Annotated in this window: 21 protein-coding genes; 8 read left to right on the top strand and 13 right to left on the bottom strand. The window is 39.5% G+C overall.

All coding sequences use genetic code 11. The features are described from left to right. Positions 1 to 122: 122 nt before the first annotated feature. The 4 genes from QQS39_RS00105 to radC all read right to left on the bottom strand — a co-directional run bounded on the left by QQS39_RS00105 (position 123) and on the right by radC (position 2734). On the bottom strand, positions 123 to 1250 hold the full coding sequence (locus tag QQS39_RS00105; RefSeq protein WP_285805160.1) for a glycosyltransferase family 4 protein: 1128 nt from the start codon (positions 1248 to 1250) through the stop codon (positions 123 to 125). Between the two features lie 149 nt (positions 1251 to 1399). Continuing rightward, positions 1400 to 1567 (bottom strand): 50S ribosomal protein L33, encoded by a 168-nt coding sequence (gene rpmG / locus QQS39_RS00100; RefSeq protein WP_006534250.1) that lies wholly within the window; start codon positions 1565 to 1567, stop codon positions 1400 to 1402. 11 nt (positions 1568 to 1578) lie between these two features. Continuing rightward, on the bottom strand, positions 1579 to 1815 hold the full coding sequence (rpmB, locus tag QQS39_RS00095; RefSeq protein WP_036914542.1) for a 50S ribosomal protein L28: 237 nt from the start codon (positions 1813 to 1815) through the stop codon (positions 1579 to 1581). Between the two features lie 247 nt (positions 1816 to 2062). After that, the gene (radC, locus tag QQS39_RS00090) at positions 2063 to 2734 is read right to left on the bottom strand and encodes a RadC family protein (RefSeq protein WP_151436549.1); all 672 of its coding nucleotides are present in this window, start codon (positions 2732 to 2734) and stop codon (positions 2063 to 2065) included. Positions 2735 to 3036: 302 nt separating this feature from the next. On the opposite strand from radC, the gene coaBC reads away from it, so the two are divergent. The 3 genes from coaBC (at position 3037) to slmA (ending at position 5405) form a co-directional block, all read left to right on the top strand. Then, a complete protein-coding gene (gene coaBC / locus QQS39_RS00085; RefSeq protein ID WP_285805159.1) occupies positions 3037 to 4248 on the top strand; it encodes a bifunctional phosphopantothenoylcysteine decarboxylase/phosphopantothenate--cysteine ligase CoaBC in 1212 nt (403 codons plus the stop codon). Beyond that, a complete protein-coding gene (dut, locus tag QQS39_RS00080; RefSeq protein ID WP_006534255.1) occupies positions 4232 to 4690 on the top strand; it encodes a dUTP diphosphatase in 459 nt (152 codons plus the stop codon). Before coaBC ends, dut begins: the two co-directional genes overlap by 17 nt. Positions 4691 to 4802: 112 nt before the next feature. Continuing rightward, positions 4803 to 5405 (top strand): nucleoid occlusion factor SlmA, encoded by a 603-nt coding sequence (gene slmA, locus QQS39_RS00075; protein WP_151436547.1) that lies wholly within the window; start codon positions 4803 to 4805, stop codon positions 5403 to 5405. Between the two features lie 308 nt (positions 5406 to 5713). Here the strand turns inward: slmA and pyrE are convergent, their stop codons facing one another. Together pyrE and rph are read right to left on the bottom strand one after the other, a co-directional pair. Then, positions 5714 to 6358 carry an orotate phosphoribosyltransferase gene (gene pyrE, locus QQS39_RS00070; protein ID WP_099073912.1) on the bottom strand — a complete coding sequence of 215 codons (645 nt, stop codon included), beginning with the start codon at positions 6356 to 6358 and terminating at the stop codon, positions 5714 to 5716. Positions 6359 to 6439: 81 nt separating this feature from the next. Then, positions 6440 to 7156 carry a ribonuclease PH gene (gene rph, locus QQS39_RS00065; protein WP_072064701.1) on the bottom strand — a complete coding sequence of 239 codons (717 nt, stop codon included), beginning with the start codon at positions 7154 to 7156 and terminating at the stop codon, positions 6440 to 6442. 126 nt (positions 7157 to 7282) lie between these two features. Between rph and QQS39_RS00060 the strand changes: the two genes are divergently transcribed. Then, on the top strand, positions 7283 to 8146 hold the full coding sequence (locus tag QQS39_RS00060; protein WP_196570514.1) for a YicC/YloC family endoribonuclease: 864 nt from the start codon (positions 7283 to 7285) through the stop codon (positions 8144 to 8146). Positions 8147 to 8220: 74 nt separating this feature from the next. Here the strand turns inward: QQS39_RS00060 and murQ are convergent, their stop codons facing one another. Both murQ and QQS39_RS00050 read right to left on the bottom strand, forming a co-directional pair. After that, positions 8221 to 9120 (bottom strand): N-acetylmuramic acid 6-phosphate etherase, encoded by a 900-nt coding sequence (gene murQ, locus QQS39_RS00055; protein ID WP_285805158.1) that lies wholly within the window; start codon positions 9118 to 9120, stop codon positions 8221 to 8223. Between the two features lie 410 nt (positions 9121 to 9530). Then, positions 9531 to 9989 (bottom strand): GNAT family N-acetyltransferase, encoded by a 459-nt coding sequence (locus QQS39_RS00050; protein WP_285805157.1) that lies wholly within the window; start codon positions 9987 to 9989, stop codon positions 9531 to 9533. A gap of 127 nt (positions 9990 to 10116) precedes the next feature. Here QQS39_RS00050 and pdxR point away from each other — a divergent pair, with 127 nt between their 5' ends. Continuing rightward, positions 10117 to 11604, top strand: coding sequence for a MocR-like pyridoxine biosynthesis transcription factor PdxR (pdxR, locus tag QQS39_RS00045; protein ID WP_151436543.1), 1488 nt, complete (start codon positions 10117 to 10119; stop codon positions 11602 to 11604). Positions 11605 to 11663: 59 nt separating this feature from the next. On the opposite strand, the gene QQS39_RS00040 is transcribed toward pdxR, so the two are convergent. Further along, positions 11664 to 12233, bottom strand: coding sequence for a class I SAM-dependent methyltransferase (locus QQS39_RS00040; RefSeq protein ID WP_151436542.1), 570 nt, complete (start codon positions 12231 to 12233; stop codon positions 11664 to 11666). Positions 12234 to 12698: 465 nt separating this feature from the next. On the opposite strand from QQS39_RS00040, the gene asd reads away from it, so the two are divergent. The 3 genes from asd to pepT all read left to right on the top strand — a co-directional run bounded on the left by asd (position 12699) and on the right by pepT (position 17078). Beyond that, a complete protein-coding gene (gene asd / locus QQS39_RS00035) occupies positions 12699 to 13805 on the top strand; it encodes an aspartate-semialdehyde dehydrogenase (RefSeq protein WP_151436541.1) in 1107 nt (368 codons plus the stop codon). 448 nt (positions 13806 to 14253) lie between these two features. Then, positions 14254 to 15801, top strand: a complete 1548-nt coding sequence (locus QQS39_RS00030; RefSeq protein WP_285805156.1) for an AbgT family transporter — start codon at positions 14254 to 14256, stop codon at positions 15799 to 15801. Positions 15802 to 15842: 41 nt separating this feature from the next. Then, positions 15843 to 17078 (top strand): peptidase T, encoded by a 1236-nt coding sequence (gene pepT, locus QQS39_RS00025; protein WP_432711547.1) that lies wholly within the window; start codon positions 15843 to 15845, stop codon positions 17076 to 17078. A gap of 75 nt (positions 17079 to 17153) precedes the next feature. On the opposite strand, the gene gyrB is transcribed toward pepT, so the two are convergent. Genes gyrB through dnaA form a run of 4 tightly spaced genes read right to left on the bottom strand, consistent with a single transcriptional unit; the run spans position 17154 to position 23197 of the window. Further along, complete coding sequence (gene gyrB / locus QQS39_RS00020) at positions 17154 to 19568, bottom strand: DNA topoisomerase (ATP-hydrolyzing) subunit B (protein WP_151436538.1); 2415 nt, start codon at positions 19566 to 19568, stop codon at positions 17154 to 17156. A gap of 20 nt (positions 19569 to 19588) precedes the next feature. Next, the gene (gene recF / locus QQS39_RS00015) at positions 19589 to 20677 is read right to left on the bottom strand and encodes a DNA replication/repair protein RecF (protein WP_285805155.1); all 1089 of its coding nucleotides are present in this window, start codon (positions 20675 to 20677) and stop codon (positions 19589 to 19591) included. 11 nt (positions 20678 to 20688) lie between these two features. After that, entirely contained in the window at positions 20689 to 21792 is a 1104-nt protein-coding gene (dnaN, locus tag QQS39_RS00010) for a DNA polymerase III subunit beta (protein WP_151436536.1), read from the bottom strand. A gap of 4 nt (positions 21793 to 21796) precedes the next feature. Further along, complete coding sequence (gene dnaA, locus QQS39_RS00005) at positions 21797 to 23197, bottom strand: chromosomal replication initiator protein DnaA (protein WP_151436535.1); 1401 nt, start codon at positions 23195 to 23197, stop codon at positions 21797 to 21799.

The following is a 23197-nucleotide window of genomic DNA, read 5'->3' as shown; positions in this document are numbered from 1 at the left end:
TTTACTTCTCAGACTATACACTAAAAAGTATTACAAATATTCATCAATAAGATGAATACACCAAGTTGATAATTAAGTTGATAATAGAGATAATCGTTTCACGACTTTATTATCAACATTAATCATACTGATTTATTTTTATCGTTGATTGCCTGAATAAAGATCCTTTCCATCTTATCTAACATATTATCTAAACCAAATCGTGAAATGGCATGTTCAAGCGCGGCTTTTCCCATCTGATCACGCAATTCATCTAAATTCATTAATTTGGCTAAATGACTGGTTAATAATTCTTGTTCTTGCGGTACTAATGTAAAGCCTGTTTTACCATCAATAACAGCTTCACTAATTGCCCCAACCGTCGTTGACACAACAGGTAAACCACATGCCATTGCTTGCATAATACCTTGCGGTACACCTTCATTACCAAAAGAGGGTAACGCAAAGAGATCCATTGCATTTAAACAATCAGGCACATCATTACGATTACCAAGGAAGAAGATACTTTGTTCTAATCCCGCTTCTTTAACCATGGGTTCTAAATTTTTACGTTGAGGTCCGTCACCAACAAAAATTAATTGCCAACCGGGAAACTGCTGATGCAATGATTTCCATGCTTCTACTAAATATTTATGTCCCTTCCACACCCGCATAGTCGCAACAATACCTAATGTCGGTTTATTTGGTATTCCAATTTTCTCTCTAGCTTTTTGTTTATCTTGTGGAAAAAAACGTTGCAAATCAATTCCTGTAGGAACTGATGTCATTTTTTCTAATGGAAATTTATTATGCTGATGGAGTGTCTGGCGTAATTTCTCACCTGTTGTCACGACATGCGCACAGGATGAAAGATAAAGCCATCGTGTTGGTAAGGAGCGTGAAACATCCGTAGAAACATGACGAGTTCGAACAACTACGGGTGAATGGAGTAATGTGGCACAAGAAGCGGCAACTAACCATGCATCAGTTGAACTATGGGTATTGATAACATCAAATTGGTGACGATGCAGTTTCAGCCATTGGCGAAGTGCTTTTAATGCTGAACCACGTTTTTTTTCAATCGGTAATGTGAAAACTTCAATACCATAATCAGGAGCTGCTTTAGCAATTTTGGATGTAGGACAGCACACTAATGCAACTCGGTGCCCTCTGCGGATCATGCCCTGAGATTCCGTCAGTATACGAATTTCCTGACCACCCCACCCACAAGATGATTCTGTATGTAATATTGATAATACTGACTTACTCATCCGCAATCCATTCATCTGATGATTTTAAAAGAGCCATAGTATAACTAAAGAGCAAGCGAAGATCACAATAGCTTTACTTTGTTATACTTAGCAGACTCCAGATAACAAAAAACCCGACACTAAGGTCGGGTTTTTTAAGAAAACTAAAATTATTTAATTTTAGCTTCTTTATAAAGCACATGTTGACGAACAACTGGATCGAATTTTTTCATTTCCAGTTTTTCTGGCATAGTGCGTTTGTTCTTCGTAGTGGTATAGAAGTGACCTGTACCAGCAGAAGAAACGAGTTTAATTTTCTCGCGAATACCTTTAGCCATTTTTCAGCTCCTTAGAACTTCTCACCACGGGCACGTAAATCTGCTAATACAGATTCGATGCCTTTCTTATCAATCACACGCATACCTTTAGCAGATACACGCAGAGTTACGAAACGTTTCTCAGACTCAACCCAGAAACGGTGAGAGTGCAGGTTTGGCAGAAAACGGCGTTTAGTCGCGTTTAATGCGTGAGAGCGGTTGTTTCCACTCACAGGACGCTTGCCGGTAACTTGGCAGACTCGGGACATGTCTATTCTCCAAAAATCTAATCAGCTCGAGCTTTAATATCAGGTTTGACCGCCTCGTCAGGCTTTGGAGCCCATCTCAGCAACTTTTAACGATTGAAAAACTGTGTAAACACCTCAGAAAAAACTTGCTGAGATAGGCTCTTCTCGCCAAACCCAAGATCCTCAAAGGTGGCGTAGTATACGCCCAATGGCCTCAACGCTCAAGACCCGTACAAATAAAGATTGACAATAATTACAAAAATATTTGCTATAGCCAACCACGTTCTGCAAAAGAAACGCAGTTATCATGCCCTATCACAAGGTGATCGAGTACATTTATACCAACCAATTGACAAGCGGTAAAAATTTTTTCAGTTAACTGTTTATCTGCAAGGCTTGGTTCTGAATGACCAGAGGGGTGATTATGAGCAAGAATGATGGATGTTGCATTCTTTTTTATCGATTGACGGACAATTTCTCTCGGATGAACCTCTACTCGGTTAATTGTTCCTTTAAACATTTCTTCAAATGCAATCAATTTGTTTTGATTATCAAGAAACAACACCACAAACACTTCTCGATCTCTCCAATGAAGTAATTTTTGCAGGTAATATTTAGTGTCTTCAGAAGAAGAAAGTACATTTTTATACATAAATTGTGTTGTAGAAAAACGCTGAGCCATTTCATTGATAGCTCGCAACTGGGTAAACTTTCCCACACCAACGCCTTTAAAACGCCCTAATGTTTCATAATCAGCATTAATAACGTGATAAAGAGAACCACACTCTTTAAGTAAAAAAGCAGCAAGCTCTAATACAGATTTTTCATAAGTACCAGTGCGTAAAAAGAGCGCCAATAACTCAATATCAGTGAGTGATTCCACACCATAAAGTAATAGTTTTTCTCTAGGTAAAAGTTCACTACTCAATTGATTTTCCATCCGTGGACTCCTTAATAAGTAAAGACAGTGGTATTAATGATCTATTTTATTTATTCACATAAGCATTAGGATTTAGGGGAAACATCACTCATCATTAAATGCTAATCGCAAAACAACTGTTGTTTTATACAGTTAATTTACTATAAACTGCTAATCTTGTATAAAAAAGACACATAACAAATTTATGCGAGATAAATCGCAAAAATTTAATCTATAAAACATGAAGTTACATAGAATTCCGAATTCACGATTACCTTGTGGTAAAATTACGGGCAATTATTTATGTACTTAGGCATTTCATCATGACTACACTTCACGACAAAAAGATTATTCTTGGTATCAGTGGTGGTATTGCGGCCTATAAAGCACCCGAACTTGTACGCCGTTTACGTGATAAAGGCGCAATTGTGCGAGTTGTAATGACACCCGCGGCTCATGCATTTGTGACCCCTTTGTCACTACAAGCAGTTTCTGGCTTTCCTGTTGCTGATGATTTACTTGATCCCGCAGCAGAGGCCGCTATGGGGCATATTGAATTAGGCAAATGGGCTGATTTAATTCTACTTGCACCCGCTACTGCCGACCTTATTGCTCGTTTACGAGTGGGTATGGCAAATGATTTACTTACCACACTCTGTTTAGCGAGTAGCGCACCTATCGCTATCGCGCCAGCAATGAATCAGCAAATGTACAGAGCCACAATTACACAAGAAAATTTATCGGCTTTAGAACAACGAGGCTGTTTAATTTGGGGTCCTGACTCTGGTAGTCAAGCTTGTGGTGACGTAGGGCCGGGGCGAATGTTAGATCCTCTAACACTCGTTGCATTAGCTGAAAAACAACTTACTTTACAGCCACAAGACTTTGCAGGTAAAAAAATCACGATAACCGCAGGGCCTACTCGTGAAGCCTTAGATCCCGTGCGTTTTATCAGCAATCACAGCTCAGGGAAAATGGGGTTTGCAATTGCGCATGCAGCCGCATTACGTGGAGCAGATGTCACGCTTATCGCAGGGCCTGTCACATTATCGACACCAGCTTGTGTTAAACGTATTGACGTTGAAAGTGCACAAGAAATGTATGAACAAGTGATGTTAATCGCACCGTCACAAGATATTTTTATTGGTTGTGCGGCTGTTGCTGATTACCGCGCTAAACTTATCGCGACTGAAAAAATAAAAAAACAAGGTGATGAAGTCACCATCACTATGGTAAAAAACCCCGACATTGTCGCGAGTGTTGGAAAAATGGTTGAACACCGTCCTTTTGTTGTTGGATTTGCAGCCGAAACACAGAATGTGGAAGAATATGCCCGCAAAAAACGAGAACAAAAGCAGCTCGATTTAATCTGTGCCAATGATGTTTCAGCAGAAAATCAAGGCTTTAACAGTGACAACAATGCATTACACCTTATTTGGGCTAATGGAGAAACGCGCTTACCACACAGTAGTAAAGCACAACTTAGCCATCGCCTACTTGACGAGATAGCCAAACATTATGATGAAAAAAATTGATGTTAAAATCCTTGATGCACGTATTGGTCAAGAATATCCACTTCCTGCTTATGCCACAACAGGCTCTGCTGGTTTAGATTTACGCGCTTGCCTTGATGCACCATTAGTTCTTGAACCGGGGCAAACCGAATTATTACCTACAGGTCTTGCTGTACATATTGCCGATGAAGGATTGGCAGCAATGGTGCTTCCTCGTTCAGGTTTAGGTCATAAACACGGTGTTGTCTTGGGGAACTTAGTTGGACTGATCGATTCTGACTACCAAGGTCAACTGATGGTGTCAGTTTGGAATCGCGGTCAAACAGCGTTCACCATCGAACCAGGTGAACGTATTGCTCAAATGATTATCGTGCCCGTAGTTCAAGCTGAATTTAATATTGTTGAAGATTTTACCGCAACGGAACGTGGTAGCGGTGGCTTTGGTCACTCCGGCCGCCAATAATAAAGACGTCTTGCATTAATTATATCAATGACGATATCACTCCCTTTGCACTAAAACCCTTAGTGCAAAGGTTTACTGATTTGTTTTGCTTTTAGCAGGGGCCTTATCAGTCATGGCAGAAGAAAAAGAAACCAAAAAGAAAAGAAATAGACGGGATGAAATCTTACAGTCACTTGCCCAAATGTTGGAATCAAGTGACGGTAGTCAGCGCATTACAACAGCGAAGCTTGCCGCCACAGTTGGTGTATCTGAAGCCGCGCTCTATCGACATTTTCCAAGTAAAACCAAAATGTTTGATAGCTTAATTGAGTTTATCGAAGATAGCTTAGTCTCCCGTATTAATTTGATTTTAAAAGACGAAAAAGACACTGTAGCAAGAATTCGCTTAATTCTTATCTTGATCCTCGGTTTTGCTGAGAAAAACCCGGGGCTATCTCGTATTTTAACGGGTCACGCTTTGATGTTTGAACAAGACAGATTACAAGGGCGAATAAACCAACTTTATGAACGCATTGAAGTCCAGCTTCGACAAGTTATCAAAGAACGTAAAATTCGTGAAGGAAATGCCTTCTTACATGATGAAGCATTGCTGGCTTCACAATTACTGGCTTTTTGTGAAGGTATGCTAGCGCGTTTTGTACGCACAGAATTTCGCTATCAACCCACTCAAGAATTTGAAGCTCGCTGGCCATTAATTTTGGCACAGTTACAATGAAATGATGGACTCGTGATTTAACTCAACAATTTGAAATTTACAGATATGCCGTTTTTTTCTTATTTGTGTTAACATGCGTCCTCTGGTACAGAGTTACCTAAATATATTTATCAGGAATGGCATTTGTGCAGTTCCTACATTGTGGCATTAGCGACTCGCTTTGCCCCTGCTGTAAAAGTCCTTTTTATATTTCAATATCTGTGATAATTGTCGCAGAAGATTCATTGTACTACTCACCCCGCCCATAATTGGGCGAGGGCTTTTTTTTATCTATAATTGACCAACTCGTTTATCGCGTATTAACTTTATTAATTCACACCATAGCGTTCACGATAAGCTTTAACTGCAGGTAAATGCTCAGACAGAGTCTCACTCTCACTGAGGTAGCTAATTAAATCATCCAAAGTAATAATCGAATACACTTGGCATTGATAGTCACGCTTTAACTCTTGTATCGCAGAAAGTTCTTCTCGCCCTTTCTCTTGTCTATCCAAACTTAATAACACCGCAGAAAGCGTTGCATCATGCTGTTTGATGATTTCCATTGACTCACGAATTGCAGTACCTGCTGTAATGACATCATCAACAATTACTACATTACCTTTCAAGGGGCTTCCTACTAATGTTCCTCCTTCACCATGATCTTTAGCCTCTTTGCGATTAAAACAGTAAGGGATATCGATATCATGATGTTCAACCAATGCGACTGCCGTTGTAGTGGCAATAGGGATCCCTTTATAAGCGGGTCCAAACAACACATCACAAGACACATTATTATCTAATAATGTTTGCGCATAGAACTGCCCCAGCAAAGCCAAATCACGCCCTGTATTAAATAAACCGGCATTAAAAAAGTAAGGACTCACCCTTCCTGATTTCAGTGTGAACTCACCAAATTTCAGGACATTTTTTGCTAATGCTAGTTCGATAAAGCGGCGTTGGTAGGCTTTCATTTCTTTCTCCTCTCTACGTTACTTGATGACAAATTTTAGGCATAAAAAAGGCGACTTCTCAGTCGCCTTTAAAAATAGAATTTATTGCTTAAGCGCCTCTTTTTGCGCTTCAAATATTTTCTCTAATCCCCCCTTCGCAAGGGCGAGTAAAGCAAGTAATTCTTCATGGCTAAATGGTGCGCCTTCTGCCGTACCTTGAACTTCAATCATACGACCATCATCGATCATCACCACATTCATGTCTGTTTCTGCAGCTGAATCTTCAACATATTCAAGGTCACATAATGGTTCACCATCAACAATACCCACAGAAACTGCAGCTACCATTGACTTCAGAGGGCTTTTTTTCAGTTTACCTTCTTCAACCATTTTATTTAATGCATCAACTAACGCGACACAAGCACCAGAAATAGATGCTGTACGTGTACCACCATCAGCTTGAATAACATCACAATCGACAGTGATGGTAAATTCACCTAATGCTTTCAAATCAACCGCAGCACGTAATGAGCGAGCGATTAAACGCTGGATCTCCATAGTACGACCCGTTTGTTTACCGCGAGCCGCTTCACGAGCATTACGACTATTTGTTGCGCGAGGAAGCATACCGTATTCTGCGGTCACCCATCCTTGCCCTTGTCCTTTCAGAAAACGAGGTACACCGTCTTCTACAGTGGCATTACACAAGACTTTAGTATCACCAAATTCGACTAATACAGAACCTTCAGCATGTTTTGTATAGTGGCGAGTAATGGTAATAGGACGTACTTGGTTTGCTTGTCTGTCTGCTGGACGCATAGTGTTATCTCCGCTTTCTCTGACATATTGGGGGCGCATTATACGACCTAAAATGGCTTATGCCTATCCTTGTATTGATGCATAGGGTTATAATCGTCTTATCTTTTACATTATTGAGACCCTATTATGATCCGTAGCATGACCGCTTTTGCTCGCCGAGACATCAAAAAAGATTGGGGTAGCGCTGCATGGGAACTGCGTTCCGTTAACCAACGTTACCTTGAAACTTATATTCGTTTACCTGAACAATTACGTAGTTTAGAGCCTGTTATTCGTGAACGTCTACGTAATCGCTTAACGCGCGGTAAAATTGAATGTAACTTACGTTTTGATCTTAATGCTCGCTTTCAAGGTGAACTGAATCTTGATGAAAATCTGGCAAAACAACTGATTGTTTCTGCAAATTGGGTAAAAAGTCATAGCCATGAAGGCACTATCAGCCCGTTTGATATTTTACGTTGGCCGGGTGTGATTTCAGCACAAGAGCAAGACTTAGATGCAATTGGCACAGAGCTTTTAGCTGAATTAGATCTAGCAATCGATGCTTTTATTGCAAGCCGCGAAGCTGAAGGACAATCACTTAAAGAACTTATCGAGCAACGCTTAGATGCGGTTAGCGCAGAAGTAGTTAAAGTAAGAACTCAAATGCCAGAAATTTTACAATGGCAACGTGAACGCTTAACCAGCAAATTAGAAGAAGCGCAGGTTCAAATCGATAATAATCGTTTAGAGCAAGAGTTAGTGATGCTAGCACAACGCTTAGACGTTGCTGAAGAGTTGGATAGATTAGAAGCCCACGTTAAAGAAACACGCAAAATTCTCGTTAAAAAAGAAGCGGTAGGTCGTCGCCTTGATTTTATGATGCAAGAATTTAACCGTGAATCCAACACATTAGCTTCAAAATCAATTAATACTGAAGTTACTAATTCAGCGATTGAATTAAAAGTTTTAATTGAACAAATGCGCGAGCAGATCCAAAATATTGAGTAAGATTTCTTAGCTGTTTACAGCCCATCATTAAGCCAGCCGATACCTTGTATTAACTGGCTTTTTATAAATACTCATCACTCACCCAACGCCTTTCTAATAAATCCTTTATTTTGATTAAGCATCTGCGCGGCTTGAAGTGCATCTACCCCTGCTAAAATCATCAAAATTGCCGTTTTACAGTGGCGCTGACATTGTGATAATGCTTCTTCAGCGATAGATCTTTCACACTCCGTTGCTTGCATCACAATACGAATTTGACGCTCAACAAGCTTGGCATTGGTGGCTTCAACATCGACCATCAAATTACCAAACACTTTGCCGATTTTTATCATCGCAGCCGTTGTTATCATATTTAAGATAAGCTTTTGTGCTGTGCCCGCTTTCATACGTGATGATCCTGTGACCACTTCGGCTCCCACAATCGGTGTAATAGCGATATCCGCAATTTGTGCAATAGGGCTTTCAGGATTACAGCTAATTGCACCTGTTGTCGCCCCTAATGATTTTGCATACTTTAAAGCACCAATGACATAAGGGGTTCTGCCACTTGCGGCAATACCCACTAATACATCTTGTTCATTAAAATTAAGTTGGCGTAAATCTTGTTCACCTAATTGAGTATTATCTTCTGCGTTCTCGACAGCTTGTAAAATAGCCTTGTGTCCACCCGCAATTAAACCAATCACCATTTCATGAGGTGTACCATAGGTTGGTGGACATTCACTAGCATCTAAAATCCCTAATCGGCCCGATGTACCTGCTCCGCAATAAATAAGGCGACCACCTTGAGAAAAAGCAATTGCAACTTTATCAACTAATTGAGCAATTTCAGGTAACACTTTCTCGACAGCTAATGGCACTTTTTTATCTTCATTATTGATGACTTTTAGCATATCTAATGTTGAAAGTGTGTCTATATTTTCACTGTGATGGTTTCTACTTTCAGTGACAAGATTGCTCAGGTCAATCGCCATTATCGCGCTCCCAATATTGTTATTTGTTTGGTTAAGTCGAAGAAATAAACTGCTTTTATACTATTATTATTGTTAAGATTTTCAAAATCATTACAAATGATACTCTACATGATATTGATTAAATCTATTTCGACCTTTATCAGTTTAATGACCCTTTTCTTCTCATTATTCTTTGCATGCTAATTTTTAAAGAATAAGAAAAAAAGAGTTTGAACCAACCCATGCAGAAGCACTAAGTCACAATGCACAATTGTAGGTTTGTGAAGAAGCAAAAAAAGTTGGCAATGAGTTCTATTGCCAACAAGCGTTTAATTAACCCAAATTAAATCTAATAAATAACCCTAACTCAGAAAAGAGAAGGTAAATCTTGCCATCTCTTTTATACCCTGTCTGTCCTACCTAATGTTCTTTTACAACGCCATGCGGTATTCAATCACACCCGGTTTTTCTGCCACCCAGTTATATAAACGTTGACCGCGTAAGTTGGTTTCCTGCGTATGCCAATATAAACGAGCGCAATTACGCTGTTTTGCTTGTTGATTAACAAAATCAATAAGTTGCTTACCCACATGGCGACCACGCGTATCTGGTGAAACAAATAAATCTTCTAAATAACAGAAATCACTTTCAGCCCATGTTGAGCGATGAAAAAGATAGTGAACAAAGCCCAATACCTTTTTACCTTCCATCGCTATGGCACAATAAACAGGCTCTTTTTCGTCAAAAAAACGCGCCCATGTTTTTAATGTAATTTCTTCTGATAACTCAACTTTATAAAATGTTTGGTAACTTAACCAATGCGGCAACCATTGAGCATAATGCTCTTGCTCAACAAACTGAATTGAAACAGTTATTGGTGTTGTGCTCATCTCTTCACTTCCTTCTACTTTTATAAATGCTATAACAAGTTGTCACCTGCCTTTAATCGTGGTCATGGTACGTTTAATTTTGGCTCTCAATAAGGTACACTTTTTGTGTTTTTATAGGGTCCACTTTATGAAACAGAAAAAAACGGCTTATTTCCCTAACCTTGTTTTAGAAGAAGGGCCTATTGGCTCTCAGGTTTATCACGCGATCAGAAAGGCTATTTTAGATGGGCGCTTAACATCAGGTAGTCGTCTACCATCAAGCCGCACCTTAGCTGAAATGATGTCGATTTCCCGTAATTCTGTTATTGCCGGGTTTGAACGTTTAGTTGATGAAGGTTATTTATTTACTCGACGCGGTGCGGGTACTTTTGTTGCGAGCACAATCCCTGATGCCATTATTTCAGATACATGGTTTAAAACGACCGACTCAACTTCCTTACCGTCAATTGAAAGCCCCTTAGAAACGCTAAATCCGAATATGCAAAAAGCACAGGCTTTTTGGCAACAATCGCAACCGAATATCAATAGTAATCCGATATTTCATGTTGGTATTGGCTGTGTTGATCTTTTTCCACATGAACTTTGGGGAAGGTTATTAGGACGAGTTTGGCGGCAATCAAAAAAAGCACTCGCAACCTTTAATTCGCCAACTGGCTATACACCATTAAAAGAGATGATATGCCAATATATGCAATCAACTCGGGGTCTTTATTGCCAACCTGAACAAATCATTATTGTAAATGGAACACAGCAAGCGATTAATCTCACCGCCAGAGTGTTATTAAAAGAAGGTGATACTGTTTGGTTAGATGATCCTGGCTATGACAGCGCACGCGGGATCTTCGCATCTTATGGGATAAAATCGCACCCAATCAGCTCAGATATTGATGGAATGGATATTTCTCAAGGAATAGAGCAATGCCCTGAAGCAAAACTTGTTTTTACAACACCTTCGCATCAATTTCCTTTAGGTAATACCCTCTCACTTTCACGCCGTATTGCGTTATTAGAGTGGGCATCATCCAATAATGTGTGGATCTTCGAAGATGACTACAATAGTGAATTTCGCTATCACTCTAAACCCATTCAATCGCTACAAGGTTTAGATAAATATCAGCGCGTTATTTATGCCGGTACATTCTCAAAAATGATGTATCCCGGATTTCGTTTAGGCTTTTTAGTCGTTCCTTTACCTTTAGTTGATGCATTTAAAGCGGCTAAATATTATACCGATTCACATTCTGGCTTTTTAGAACAAGCAACTTTAGCGCTGTTTATTTCTCAAGGGCATTATGCACGCCATGTTAGACGAATACGAAAAGCCTGCTATGAACGCTATCAAGTGTTAACTAATGCCATAAAAACACATTTATCTCAGGTTTTCTGTGTTGAACCAACAGACTCAGGTATCCATATTGTCTGCTGGCTACAGGCTGGATATACAGAAGAATATATTGTAAAAAAATCACGAGAAATTGGATTAGCCATACAGCCTTTATCTCGTTATTGCATTCAAACTTACCCGAAACAAGGCGTATTATTAGGATATGCAGCTCATGATCCTATTGAAATTGAAAAGAGTATTATTTTGCTTGCTCAAGCATTATCTAAATAAATAAATAACATTTATTCTTAGTTTTTATTTACCCTATAAACGTCGAGCAAGCTTTGTATTTACCCTATTTTATGTTTTGGCGTACAATAATAAACCCAAGCAGGAGGAACATTTCGCATAACTAATTTTTTTTCTAAATGAAAATAACGAGATAACGTTTTTTCATATCGAGTTGTATATTGGAATAATACAAAACAACCTTGGGTTTTTAATAACTCGTTATGCACTCTTTTTAAAACTCTTAAACCTGTTTTTTTAGGAATAGATAAAAAAGGTAGCCCTGAAATAATCATATTATAATGACTATTTAATTTCTCTGCCGATGCAGCATAAACCCTTAATCGATTATCATTAATTTTATCTAATTCTGTCGCAAAACTGGGTTCTATTTCAAAAACATCTAATGATGAATTTATCGACATTCTTTTTAAGATCTGTTGAGTAATAACACCTGTGCCAGCACCTAACTCAGCAACCTGAAGATCCTGTTGCCAATTGAGTTTATCTAACATTTCATAACATAACCAACGAGATGAAGGCGCAATAGTACCCATCGTGGTTGGTGAGATCACGAACCGTTTTAAATATGAGTAGTATGTAGATAATGGAATGAATGTGGATATATCCATCTTCGCCTCCTAGTGCCTTTTAATTAAGGTAAAATAATATTTAGATTAAATGAAGAATGTTCATCATTATTTTTATTTATGAAAATACATCATCCAGTGAATAACGACTTTCAGTATAAAGCTTGAAGGCATCTCTAAGTAAATACGTTTTTCTTATATATTACACTATTTTACATTTTCCTATTTTTACTCTATTTTCTTAAACAAGAATATATTTTTATTTATCCTAAAAAAGAAAATAAGATATAGCAGAATATTCTTACACTTTTATGTTTGGTTCTTTTTAACAACTCATTGATATTTGTTCGTTCTGTAGTTGTCTTTTGTTAACTCTACGAAGACTATAAGAAACACTTCTAATTCTTTGGTAAATAATCAATAAATTAACTTGCACCTATCTCTATATTTTGTCAGGTTAGTGTGAGGTCTCTCACTATTCCTACAGATAAAGACAGGGTAATTACAATGAAAAATGTTGGTTTTGTGGGCTGGCGTGGTATGGTCGGCTCCGTTTTAATGCAAAGAATGGTTGAAGAACGTGATTTTGATGGGATAAACCCTGTTTTCTTCACCACATCTCAATTAGGTGAAGCAGCACCCGCTTATGGTAACCACCGTAGCACTCTGCAAGATGCTTATGACATTGATACCTTAGCATCACTCGATATTATCATTAGTTGCCAAGGTGGTGACTACACTAATGAAATCTATCCAAAACTGCGTCAAGCCGGTTGGCAAGGTTACTGGATTGATGCCGCATCAGCATTACGTATGAATGATGATGCCGTTATTATTCTCGATCCTGTTAATGGACAACATATTCAAGACAGCTTAAATAAAGGCATTAAAGCCTTTGTCGGTGGTAACTGTACCGTCAGTCTAATGCTAATGTCATTAGGTGGTCTGTTTGCTAACAATTTAGTGGAATGGGCAAGCGTATCGACTTATCAAGCAGCTTCTGGGGCGGGCGCTCGCCATATGAGAGAGTTACTGTCACAGATGGGCTCTTTACATAATCAAGTGGTTAAAGAGCTAGAAAACCCAGCCTCTGCAATCTTAGATATTGAACGTAAAGTCACTAACTTTACGCGCAGTGGCACAATGCCTACCGAACAATTTGGTGTTCCTCTTGCGGGTAGCTTGATCCCTTGGATTGATAAACAACTAGAAAACGGTCAAAGCCGCGAAGAGTGGAAAGGGCAAGCTGAAACTAACAAGATCTTAAATACAGGTTCTAATATCATTCCTGTGGATGGTCTTTGTGTTCGTATTGGTGCATTACGTTGCCATAGTCAAGCATTCACCTTAAAACTGAAAAAAGACTTACCTGTTGCAGAGATTGAACAGCTACTCGCAAACCATAATGATTGGGTAAAAGTCATTCCTAATGATCGTGAATTAACTATGCGTGAATTAACACCAGCAGCAGTCACAGGTACATTGAGCACACCAGTAGGTCGTATTCGTAAACTGAATATGGGCCCTGAATTTATTTCAGCCTTTACAGTGGGTGACCAACTGTTATGGGGTGCTGCAGAGCCTTTACGTCGTATGCTGAATATTCTGCGTTAATATGAGTTATTTAGAATATCGACCATTTTTAGAAAATGAAAATGGTTGATATTCTTATTCTAAATAATCATTAGCTTTATTTTTTATTTCTCATCCCTTCTTTTTCTCATAAAATTTTTTTGAATTTTTCATATTTTATTTATTTTAATTTTATGACTCGGTATAAAATATATTTTCTACAATAGTTTCAAAAATAACGCTAAAGAATTCAGGCAGATTATTCAGCATAATCCACCTCTTTTTATTCAAAACAGAGTGTGAAAATAAATAAATCATTTTTTAACAACTAAAAGTAATGATGACAAACATTTAAATATAATAATTTCTAATATATTATTTATTTTATAGAAACTGCGGTAACTACTTATTATTTAAAAATAAATTTACTTTTTATTGTCATTTATTTAAGGTGATTTTTATTACTTTTATAAAAAGATGCATTATAAATATGACAACGCAAACACAACCCAATAAAAAAGGTTTTTTAAACCGAGTCGAACGCATTGGTAATATCATGCCTGATGTTACTATGTTGTTCGTTTACGCCTTAGTGATCTGCTGGATATTTTCATTCTTCCTCTCTTTTGTTCATTTTGATTATTTACACCCAGTGACTAAAGAGAAAATCGCCGTTATTAATATGTTTCAATATGAAGAGATCATATTATTTGTGACAAGTGCGGTGAAAAATTTCATTAGCTTTCCTCCACTTGGAATAACGATTGTTGCAACATTAGGAATTGGTATTGCAGAAAGCAGCGGTTTTATTAAAACGGCTCTAAAAAAAATGCTTTCGTTTATTTCTCCTAAAATGCTGACACCAACAGTTGTGTTTGTTGGTATTGTTGCGCACTTAGCTTCCGACTCTGCTTACGTTATTCTTATGCCCGTCTCTGCGATGATGTTCTATGCCTGTGGTCGCCATCCTTTAGCAGGTATCGCGGCCTCATTTGCAGGTTTGGCGGGTGGATTTACAGCAAGTTATACACCGTCAATTATTGACCCAATAATGCAAAGCTTTACTCAGGAAGCGGCGCAAATTATGGCTCCGGGATATAGCGTTAACGTTTTATGTAACTACTTTTTTAGCTTAGGTGGAACATTTGGCGTTATTTTAACTTGTTGGTATATCACTGAAAAAATTGTAGAGCCTTGGTTAAATAAAAACTGTCCTGTCTCTTCTGGTATTGATACCAAAGATGCAGAGTTAGGTGAAATTACACCAACAGAAAAACGAGCATTCCGTTTTGCAGGTTGGGCAGTGGTGCTAATGGGGATTGGTTTATTTGCACTGTTATTACCAGAAACCTCACCATTACGTTCACCAGAAGGCAGTTTAACCAGCCCTAAAGCCCCAATTATGCAAATTGTGGTACCTTTACTGTTTATCTTCTTCTCTGTACCCGGTTTAATCTATGGCTATATGACTAAGTCTTTTGCTTCCACAAAAGATATTGTCAAAGCAATGGAAAATATCACTAAATCGTTGATCCCATTTATCGTTTTTGCCTTTTTTGCTGCTCAGTTCCTTTACTCTTTCCAACACTCAAATTTAGGAACTTTATTAGCATTATCAGGTGCAGAGTTACTGCGTACACTTAATATGCCTTCAGGTATGACGGTATTAGGTGTCATTTTGCTGACTGCGATTTTAAATATCATGATCACCTCAGCAACATCAAAATGGGCTGTGATTGCACCAGTATTAGTGCCAATGTTAATGGCTGTCGGGATTTCACCTGAATTAACGCAAGCTGCGTTCCGTGTCAGTGATTCCGCAATGAATGTGAGTACACCGATGTTCCCATTCTACCCACTGATTTTGATGTATTGCCAAAAATACTATAAAGGGGCAGGTATCGGTACATTGTGCTCCATGATGATCCCTTTCACTATTGGCTTGCTTATTGTATTAACGGCGACACTGTTTATCTTCTGGGGACTCGATATTCCTCTCGGTTTTGACAGTGGATATACATGGCAACCAGCATCATAACTCACACTTATAAAAATAACTGTATTAGGAACAAGATGATAATGAACACCCTAGGTCAAAAATTAGAACAGCGTTTCTTCCGTTATCTGGCAATTGAAAGCCAAAGTGATGCATCAGCTTCTGTGGTACCCAGTACGCAAGGGCAACTTGAGTTAGCAAAGTTACTGGCTAAAGAGTTGGAAACTTATGAGCTAAAAGATATCTATATCGATTCTCATGCCATTTTATATGCAATGAGACCAGGTACTAAACCCAATGCCCCTAAAGTTGGATTTGTTGCCCATCTTGATACGGTTGATGTCGGTATTTCACCTGATATTCACCCACAAACACTGCGTTATGAAGGGAAAGATCTCTGCTTAAATAAAGAGAAGGATATCTGGTTTAAAGCGCAAGAGCACCCTGAAGCCGAGCCTTATATTGGTGAGGAGATTATCTTCAGTGATGGTACAAGCGTATTAGGTGCTGATAATAAAGCGGCGATCACCGTTGTTATGGAGTTAATGGATAAACTTCAACATGCTGATTTTGATTGTGGCGATATCTATGTTGCGTTTGTCCCTGATGAAGAGATTGGATTGCGCGGTTCAAAACTGATGGATTTATCTCGCTTCAACGTTGATTTTGCTTACACCATTGATTGCTGTGCATTAGGAGAAGTTGTGTATGAAACCTTTAATGCGGCATCAATTAACGTGTCTGTAAAAGGTGTGACTGCACACCCAATGTCTGCGAAAAACGTATTATTAAATCCAATTCGTGTTGCTCATGATTTTATTGGCTGTTTTGACCGTTTTGATACCCCCGAGCACACCGAGCACCGTGAAGGTTATTTCTATGTCACTGATTTAATCGCCAATCCTGATAATGCGGTCATCAAAATGGCTATTCGTGATTTTGACAAGCAGAGTTATGAAGCTCGCAAACAGTTTATTAAACAGTCTGTTGCTTTGATCCAAGCTCGCCATCCTCGTGCGCAAATCGACTATGAGATTGTCGATGTGTATAGCAATATCAGTGATTCAATTGGGGAAGATCGCACCGCTATCGAACTTATTTTTGAAGCATTAAAACGATTAGATATTCAACCTAATGTGATCCCAATGCGAGGAGGTACAGATGGCTCTGCACTTTCAGCACGAGGCTTGCTCACACCTAACTATTTTACAGGTGCGTTGAATTTCCACTCTCGTTTTGAATTTTTACCTGTTAGCTCCTTTGAAAAGAGTTATTTAGTGACAGAAATGCTGTGCCGTTTGGTCGGACAACGCGGATAAACGTGATTGTTGTAGCCAACAAAAAAGCGGGGCCATTTTCACAGCTCCGCTTTTTTTATCTCATCGAATCTAAAACTAGATATCAATATTTGCCGCTTTCAGCGCATTCTCTTCGATAAAGGCACGACGAGGTTCAACCGCATCACCCATTAAGGTAGTGAACAATTCATCAGTTGCAATCGCATCTTTCACAGTGACTTGCATCATACGACGTGTATCTGGGTTCATAGTGGTTTCCCATAATTGTTCTGGGTTCATTTCACCAAGACCTTTATAACGTTGTACCGCAAGACCACGACGTGATTCTTTTGTTAACCACTCAAGAGCTTCTTCAAAACTTGAAATTGGCTGACGACGCTCACCACGCTCAATAAACGCACCCTCTTCAATTAGGTTACCGATAATGTCACCTAAATGCGTAATACGTTGATATTCGCTACTGTGGATAAAGTCATAATCCAATTTGTAGTCTGTATCCACGCCATAAGTACGAATACGTAATACAGGTTCGAACAGGCGGTTTTCATCGTTTTGAGCAATAGTGTAGCTATAAGTACTGCCTTGATCTTCCGCTTCATTTAAGCGATTAACCAAGCCACTCATCCACTCTTCGACTTTAGCTTTATCAGATAACGCATCTTCTGTCAGCGTTGAGTGATACACCAAGCTGCTTAACATGCTAAGTGGATAGATACGCTCCATACGACGAATAATCTTGTGCGCTGCATGGTAATCAACAACCAGTTTTTCAAGTTGCTCACCGTGCATTGCTGGTGCGTGTTCACTCACATAAAGTGCTGCGCCATCAAGAGCGATCGACATCAGATACTCGTCCATTGCGTCGTCATCTTTAATGTATTGCTCTTGTTTACCTTTCTTCACTTTGTAAAGTGGTGGCTGAGCAATAAAGATATGACCACGTTCGATAATTTCTGGCATTTGACGATAGAAGAAAGTCAGTAGCAGAGTACGAATGTGAGAACCATCGACGTCCGCATCCGTCATGATGATAATGCTGTGATAACGCAGTTTGTCTGGGTTATATTCATCACGACCGATACCACAACCTAATGCAGTGATTAACGTTGCGACTTCTTGAGAAGCCAGCATTTTATCAAAGCGCGCTTTTTCAACGTTGAGGATCTTACCTTTTAACGGAAGAATAGCCTGTGTTTTACGGTTACGCCCTTGTTTTGCAGAGCCACCCGCAGAGTCCCCTTCCACTAAATACAGTTCAGAGAAAGCAGGATCACGTTCGGAACAGTCCGCTAATTTACCCGGTAAGCCACCTAAATCTAATGCGCCTTTACGACGTGTCATTTCACGCGCTTTACGTGCAGCTTCACGCGCACGAGCAGCATCAATGATTTTACCAACAACGATTTTCGCGTCATTTGGATTTTCTAACAGATATTCCACCAGCTTCTCATTCATCAGCGTTTCTACCGCTGTTTTCACTTCTGAAGAAACCAGTTTATCTTTTGTTTGTGATGAAAATTTAGGATCAGGAACTTTAACAGAGATAACCGCAATCAAGCCTTCACGAGCGTCATCACCCGTTGCACTGATTTTCGATTTCTTATTAAACCCTTCTTTATCCATATAGTTGTTTAATGTACGTGTCATTGCAGTACGGAAACCAACTAAGTGAGTACCACCATCACGTTGTGGAATATTGTTGGTAAAGCAATAAACGTTCTCTTGGAAACCGTCATTCCACAGCATTGCCACTTCAACACCAATGCCATCTTTTTCAGTTGAGAAATAGAATACATTTTGGTGAATTGGTGTTTTATTACGGCTTAAGTATTCAACGAATGCTTTAATACCGCCTTCATAGTGGAAATGATCTTCACGGTTATCACGTTTATCAATTAAACGGATAGAAACACCTGAGTTTAAGAATGACAACTCACGAAGACGTTTTGCTAGGATCTCATACTGGAATTCAGTCTCGCCTTTAAAGGTTTCAAGACTTGGCCAGAAGCGTACAAATGTCCCTGATTTTTCAGTATCGCCAATCACTTTTAAGCGATCATCAGGCACACCATGACGATAAATTTGTTGATGGATATTTCCATCACGATGGATTGTCAGTTCAAGTTTTTCAGACAACGCATTAACAACAGAAACCCCTACACCATGAAGCCCACCAGAGACTTTATAGGAGTTATCATCGAATTTACCCCCCGCATGCAGAACAGTCATAATAACCTCTGCCGCTGAGACACCCTCTTCTGGGTGAATGCCGGTTGGAATTCCACGACCATCATCTCGAACAGAGACGGAGTTATCTGAATGGATAGTGACAATTATCTCATCACAGAAACCCGCGAGGGCTTCGTCGATTGCGTTGTCGACCACCTCGAAGACCATGTGATGCAGACCGGTTCCATCATCTGTATCCCCGATATACATCCCCGGGCGCTTACGCACCGCATCCAGCCCTTTTAATACTTTGATACTTGAGGAGTCATATGTATTCGACATCAACGTTTCTCGCTTTATTCCTATGGTTTAACCTCTATTTTGCCACGTTCTACGCTAAATAGCCTGCTATTTACATCTAGCATATCTTTCACTTGCCCTTGTGTTATCGCACTGACAAACACTTGAGCTTGCGTAGACTTTAGACGCTCGGCTAACAACTGACGCCGACTTGCATCTAATTCGGAAGCAAAATCATCGAGCAGATACAGGCATCTTTGCCCATTCTTACGAGTGAAATATTCACCTTGTGCCAGCCTCAAAGCACACATCAACAACTTAAGCTGGCCTCGTGACAACATATCTTCTACTGGCGTGCCGTTTGCTCTAATACGTAAATCCGCTTTATGCGCGCCAAGTGAGGTATACGCTAACATTTTATCACGTTCAAATTGACGTGCTAGTAACTCACCGTAATCTGTTTCTTTATCCCATCCCCGTTGGAAGCTGACTTTCAACGAAAACTCAGGCAAAAACAGACGACACGTTTCTTCAATATCTTTAGCGATATCTTCGGTATATTTAGATCGCCATTCACTTATCTGTTCTGTTAGTAAGATAAGTTCTTTATCCCAAGGCATCAGTTGTCGATAAGACGTTGCTTGCCTCAGTGCTGCATTGCGTTGTTTTAATACACGTTTTAAATCTGACCATGCAGCAAAAAATCGAGGTTCATTATGAAAACAACCCCAATCAATAAAAGCGCGACGATATTTAGGTCCACCATTCAGTAGCGTAAAGCCTTCAGGTGTTATTAATTGCATGGGTAACAATTTTGCTAACTCTGCAATTTTATGACCATCGCTGCCATCAATACGAACTGTACTATTGCCTTCGCGATCTTTACTTAATCCAATCGCATAACCACGGCTCTCTTCATTTAGCCCACTTAAGCGCCCATGAAGAATAAATTCATTTTCATCATGCTGGATCACGCGATTAGCTTGAGAGCTACGAAATGCGCGTCCGTGACCTAATGTGTAAATTGCTTCAAGTATACTTGTTTTGCCACTCCCGTTAGGCCCCACAAGGAAATTAAAGCCATCCGCTAATGGCAGATCCGCCTGTTCAATATTTCTAAAATGACGGATCAATAAACGGGATAAAATCATGTTAGTGACTATTATAAACGCATTGGCATAACAACATAAGCGGCCGCAGAACTTGCCATATTCTCCACTTGAACACTTGAAACCGCATCGGTTAGCAGAAGCTTAACTTCTTCACATTTCAATGTGTTAAGTACATCAAGGAGGTAACTGACATTAAAGCCAATTTCCATATCTTCGCCTTGATATTGAACATCAACAATCTCTTCTGCTTCTTCTTGCTCAGGATTGTTTGCTGTAATTTTCAATTGACCGTTAGTAAGGTTTATACGCACACCACGGAATTTTTCATTGGATAAAATGGCAGCACGAGAAAATGCCTGTTTAAGAATATCACAGCCCGCAGTTACAGTTTTCGTTGGGTTTTTCGGTAATACTCGACGATAGTCAGGGAAACGACCATCAACCAACTTCGAGGTGAAAATAAAATCACCCACATGAGCTCGAATATTATTACTACCGATTTGCAGCTGCAGTGAACTTTCACCCGCGCCATCAAGTAAACGCATTAATTCAATGACACCTTTACGAGGAACAATAACAGAATGCCCCGGTAAAGATTGTCCAATATCCATTGAACATACCGCTAAACGGTGTCCATCTGTTGCAACTGTGCGTAACTCTGTATTTTCAGTTTCAAACAACATACCGTTGAGGTAATAACGCACATCTTGATGCGCCATTGAAAATTGAGTGGACTCAATTAGACGTTTTAATGTTGCTTGAGGCAAAGTAAATTCAACCTCACTTTGCCAGTCATCTAAATTAGGAAAATCAGATGCAGGTAATGTTGATAAGGAGAAGCGACTACGACCTGAACGCACTAATAGGCGATCACCATCAAGCTCTACACTAATTTCAGCACCTTCTGGTAGCCCACGCCAAATATCAAAAAACTTACGCGCAGGAACAGTTGTGGCGCCAATTTCATGAGATAGGCTAAGATTAACTCTTGCCACCATCTCCATTTCAAGGTCAGTGCCAGTTAGCGATAAGGTATTTTCAGTTACCTTAAGCAATAAGTTACCTAAAATAGGTAATGTTGGACGACCACCTAAAGGGCCACTTACTTGTTGTAGCGGCTTAAGAAGCTGTTCACGTTCAATGATAAATTTCATAGCGCTAGGATGATAATGTTCTGATTAAGTTAGAAAAATCTTCTTTGATGTCATGACTTTCTTCACGCAATTGCTCTATTTTTCGGCATGCATGAAGGACTGTTGTATGATCACGACCACCAAAGGCATCCCCGATTTCAGGCAAGCTGTGGTTTGTTAATTCCTTCGCCAGCGCCATTGCCATTTGCCTCGGACGGGCAACCGATCGGGATCTCCGCTTTGACAGCAAATCAGCGACTTTAATTTTATAATATTCAGCAACTGTTTTTTGAATATTATCGATAGTGACTAATTTTTCCTGCAAGGCGAGCAGATCACGTAATGCTTCACGTACAAAGTCGATAGTAATCGCGCGACCTGTAAAGTTTGCGTTAGCAATCACTCGGTTTAATGCACCTTCAAGTTCACGGACGTTAGAACGAAGTCTTTTAGCAATAAAAAAGGCCACTTCGTCAGGTAACTGAATTTGGTTTTCGTCCGCTTTTTTCATCAAAATCGCCACTCGGGTTTCAAGTTCTGGTGGCTCAATAGCAACCGTTAATCCCCAACCAAAGCGTGATTTTAATCTGTCTTCAACACCATTTATCTCTTTAGGATAACGGTCTGACGTTAAAATAATTTGCTGATTACCCTCTAACAATGCGTTAAAGGTATGAAAAAATTCTTCTTGTGAACGCTCTTTATTGGCAAAAAATTGAATATCATCAATTAATAGTGCATCCACAGAACGGTAATAGCGTTTAAAGTCTTCTATCGCATTATTTTGTAATGCTTTTACCATATCTTGTACGAAACGTTCAGAATGCATATACACGACTTTTGCATTCGCTTTACGTTCCATAATGCTGTTACCCACCGCATGTAACAAGTGAGTTTTACCAAGCCCTGTTCCACCATATAAAAAGAGTGGGTTATAAGCTCCACCTGGGTTATCAGCAACTTGCCTTGCCGCTGCTCTTGCTAACTGGTTTGATTTACCTTCAACGAAGTTATCAAACTTATGTTTAGGGTTAACGTTAGAACGATAATTGAGTTCAGGCAGTTGAGACGCGGGTTGATTATCCCAACTAGGGCGAACAGGCTGACTATGGGGAGGAGCTGTATTCACTGTTGGATGTACAACAGCTTTAGGAATACTTTCCGTAGTACGTGCTGATGCCGGTTTATTACCCACTTCAAAACGTAAAGAAGGGACTTCAGAGCCACAAAAATCCACTAATAATGCATTGATATTATTAATGTATTTTTCTCTTACCCAATCTAAGACAAAACGATTAGGTGCATACAGCGCCAGCGTATTATCGCTTAGTTCTGCCTGCAAGGGACGTATCCACATACTAAATTCAGTGGCAGGTAACTCATCCTGCAATCGGGCAAGACAATGCTGCCAAAGCGAAAGTGACAC

Source organism: Proteus appendicitidis (assembly GCF_030271835.1).
In the GTDB taxonomy this organism is placed as follows: Bacteria; Pseudomonadota; Gammaproteobacteria; order Enterobacterales; family Enterobacteriaceae; genus Proteus; species Proteus appendicitidis.
This window is presented reverse-complemented; position numbering and strand designations above follow the sequence as displayed.

Coding starts and splice junctions, on each gene's coding strand:
- QQS39_RS00105 (WP_285805160.1), bottom strand. CDS start 1,250: ATGAGTAAGTCAGTATTATCAATATTACATACAGAATCATCTTGTGGG.
- rpmG (WP_006534250.1), bottom strand. CDS start 1,567: ATGGCTAAAGGTATTCGCGAGAAAATTAAACTCGTTTCTTCTGCTGGT.
- rpmB (WP_036914542.1), bottom strand. CDS start 1,815: ATGTCCCGAGTCTGCCAAGTTACCGGCAAGCGTCCTGTGAGTGGAAAC.
- radC (WP_151436549.1), bottom strand. CDS start 2,734: ATGGAAAATCAATTGAGTAGTGAACTTTTACCTAGAGAAAAACTATTA.
- coaBC (WP_285805159.1), top strand. CDS start 3,037: ATGACTACACTTCACGACAAAAAGATTATTCTTGGTATCAGTGGTGGT.
- dut (WP_006534255.1), top strand. CDS start 4,232: ATGATGAAAAAAATTGATGTTAAAATCCTTGATGCACGTATTGGTCAA.
- slmA (WP_151436547.1), top strand. CDS start 4,803: ATGGCAGAAGAAAAAGAAACCAAAAAGAAAAGAAATAGACGGGATGAA.
- pyrE (WP_099073912.1), bottom strand. CDS start 6,358: ATGAAAGCCTACCAACGCCGCTTTATCGAACTAGCATTAGCAAAAAAT.
- rph (WP_072064701.1), bottom strand. CDS start 7,156: ATGCGTCCAGCAGACAGACAAGCAAACCAAGTACGTCCTATTACCATT.
- QQS39_RS00060 (WP_196570514.1), top strand. CDS start 7,283: ATGATCCGTAGCATGACCGCTTTTGCTCGCCGAGACATCAAAAAAGAT.
- murQ (WP_285805158.1), bottom strand. CDS start 9,120: ATGGCGATTGACCTGAGCAATCTTGTCACTGAAAGTAGAAACCATCAC.
- QQS39_RS00050 (WP_285805157.1), bottom strand. CDS start 9,989: ATGAGCACAACACCAATAACTGTTTCAATTCAGTTTGTTGAGCAAGAG.
- pdxR (WP_151436543.1), top strand. CDS start 10,117: ATGAAACAGAAAAAAACGGCTTATTTCCCTAACCTTGTTTTAGAAGAA.
- QQS39_RS00040 (WP_151436542.1), bottom strand. CDS start 12,233: ATGGATATATCCACATTCATTCCATTATCTACATACTACTCATATTTA.
- asd (WP_151436541.1), top strand. CDS start 12,699: ATGAAAAATGTTGGTTTTGTGGGCTGGCGTGGTATGGTCGGCTCCGTT.
- QQS39_RS00030 (WP_285805156.1), top strand. CDS start 14,254: ATGACAACGCAAACACAACCCAATAAAAAAGGTTTTTTAAACCGAGTC.
- pepT (WP_432711547.1), top strand. CDS start 15,843: ATGAACACCCTAGGTCAAAAATTAGAACAGCGTTTCTTCCGTTATCTG.
- gyrB (WP_151436538.1), bottom strand. CDS start 19,568: ATGTCGAATACATATGACTCCTCAAGTATCAAAGTATTAAAAGGGCTG.
- recF (WP_285805155.1), bottom strand. CDS start 20,677: ATGATTTTATCCCGTTTATTGATCCGTCATTTTAGAAATATTGAACAG.
- dnaN (WP_151436536.1), bottom strand. CDS start 21,792: ATGAAATTTATCATTGAACGTGAACAGCTTCTTAAGCCGCTACAACAA.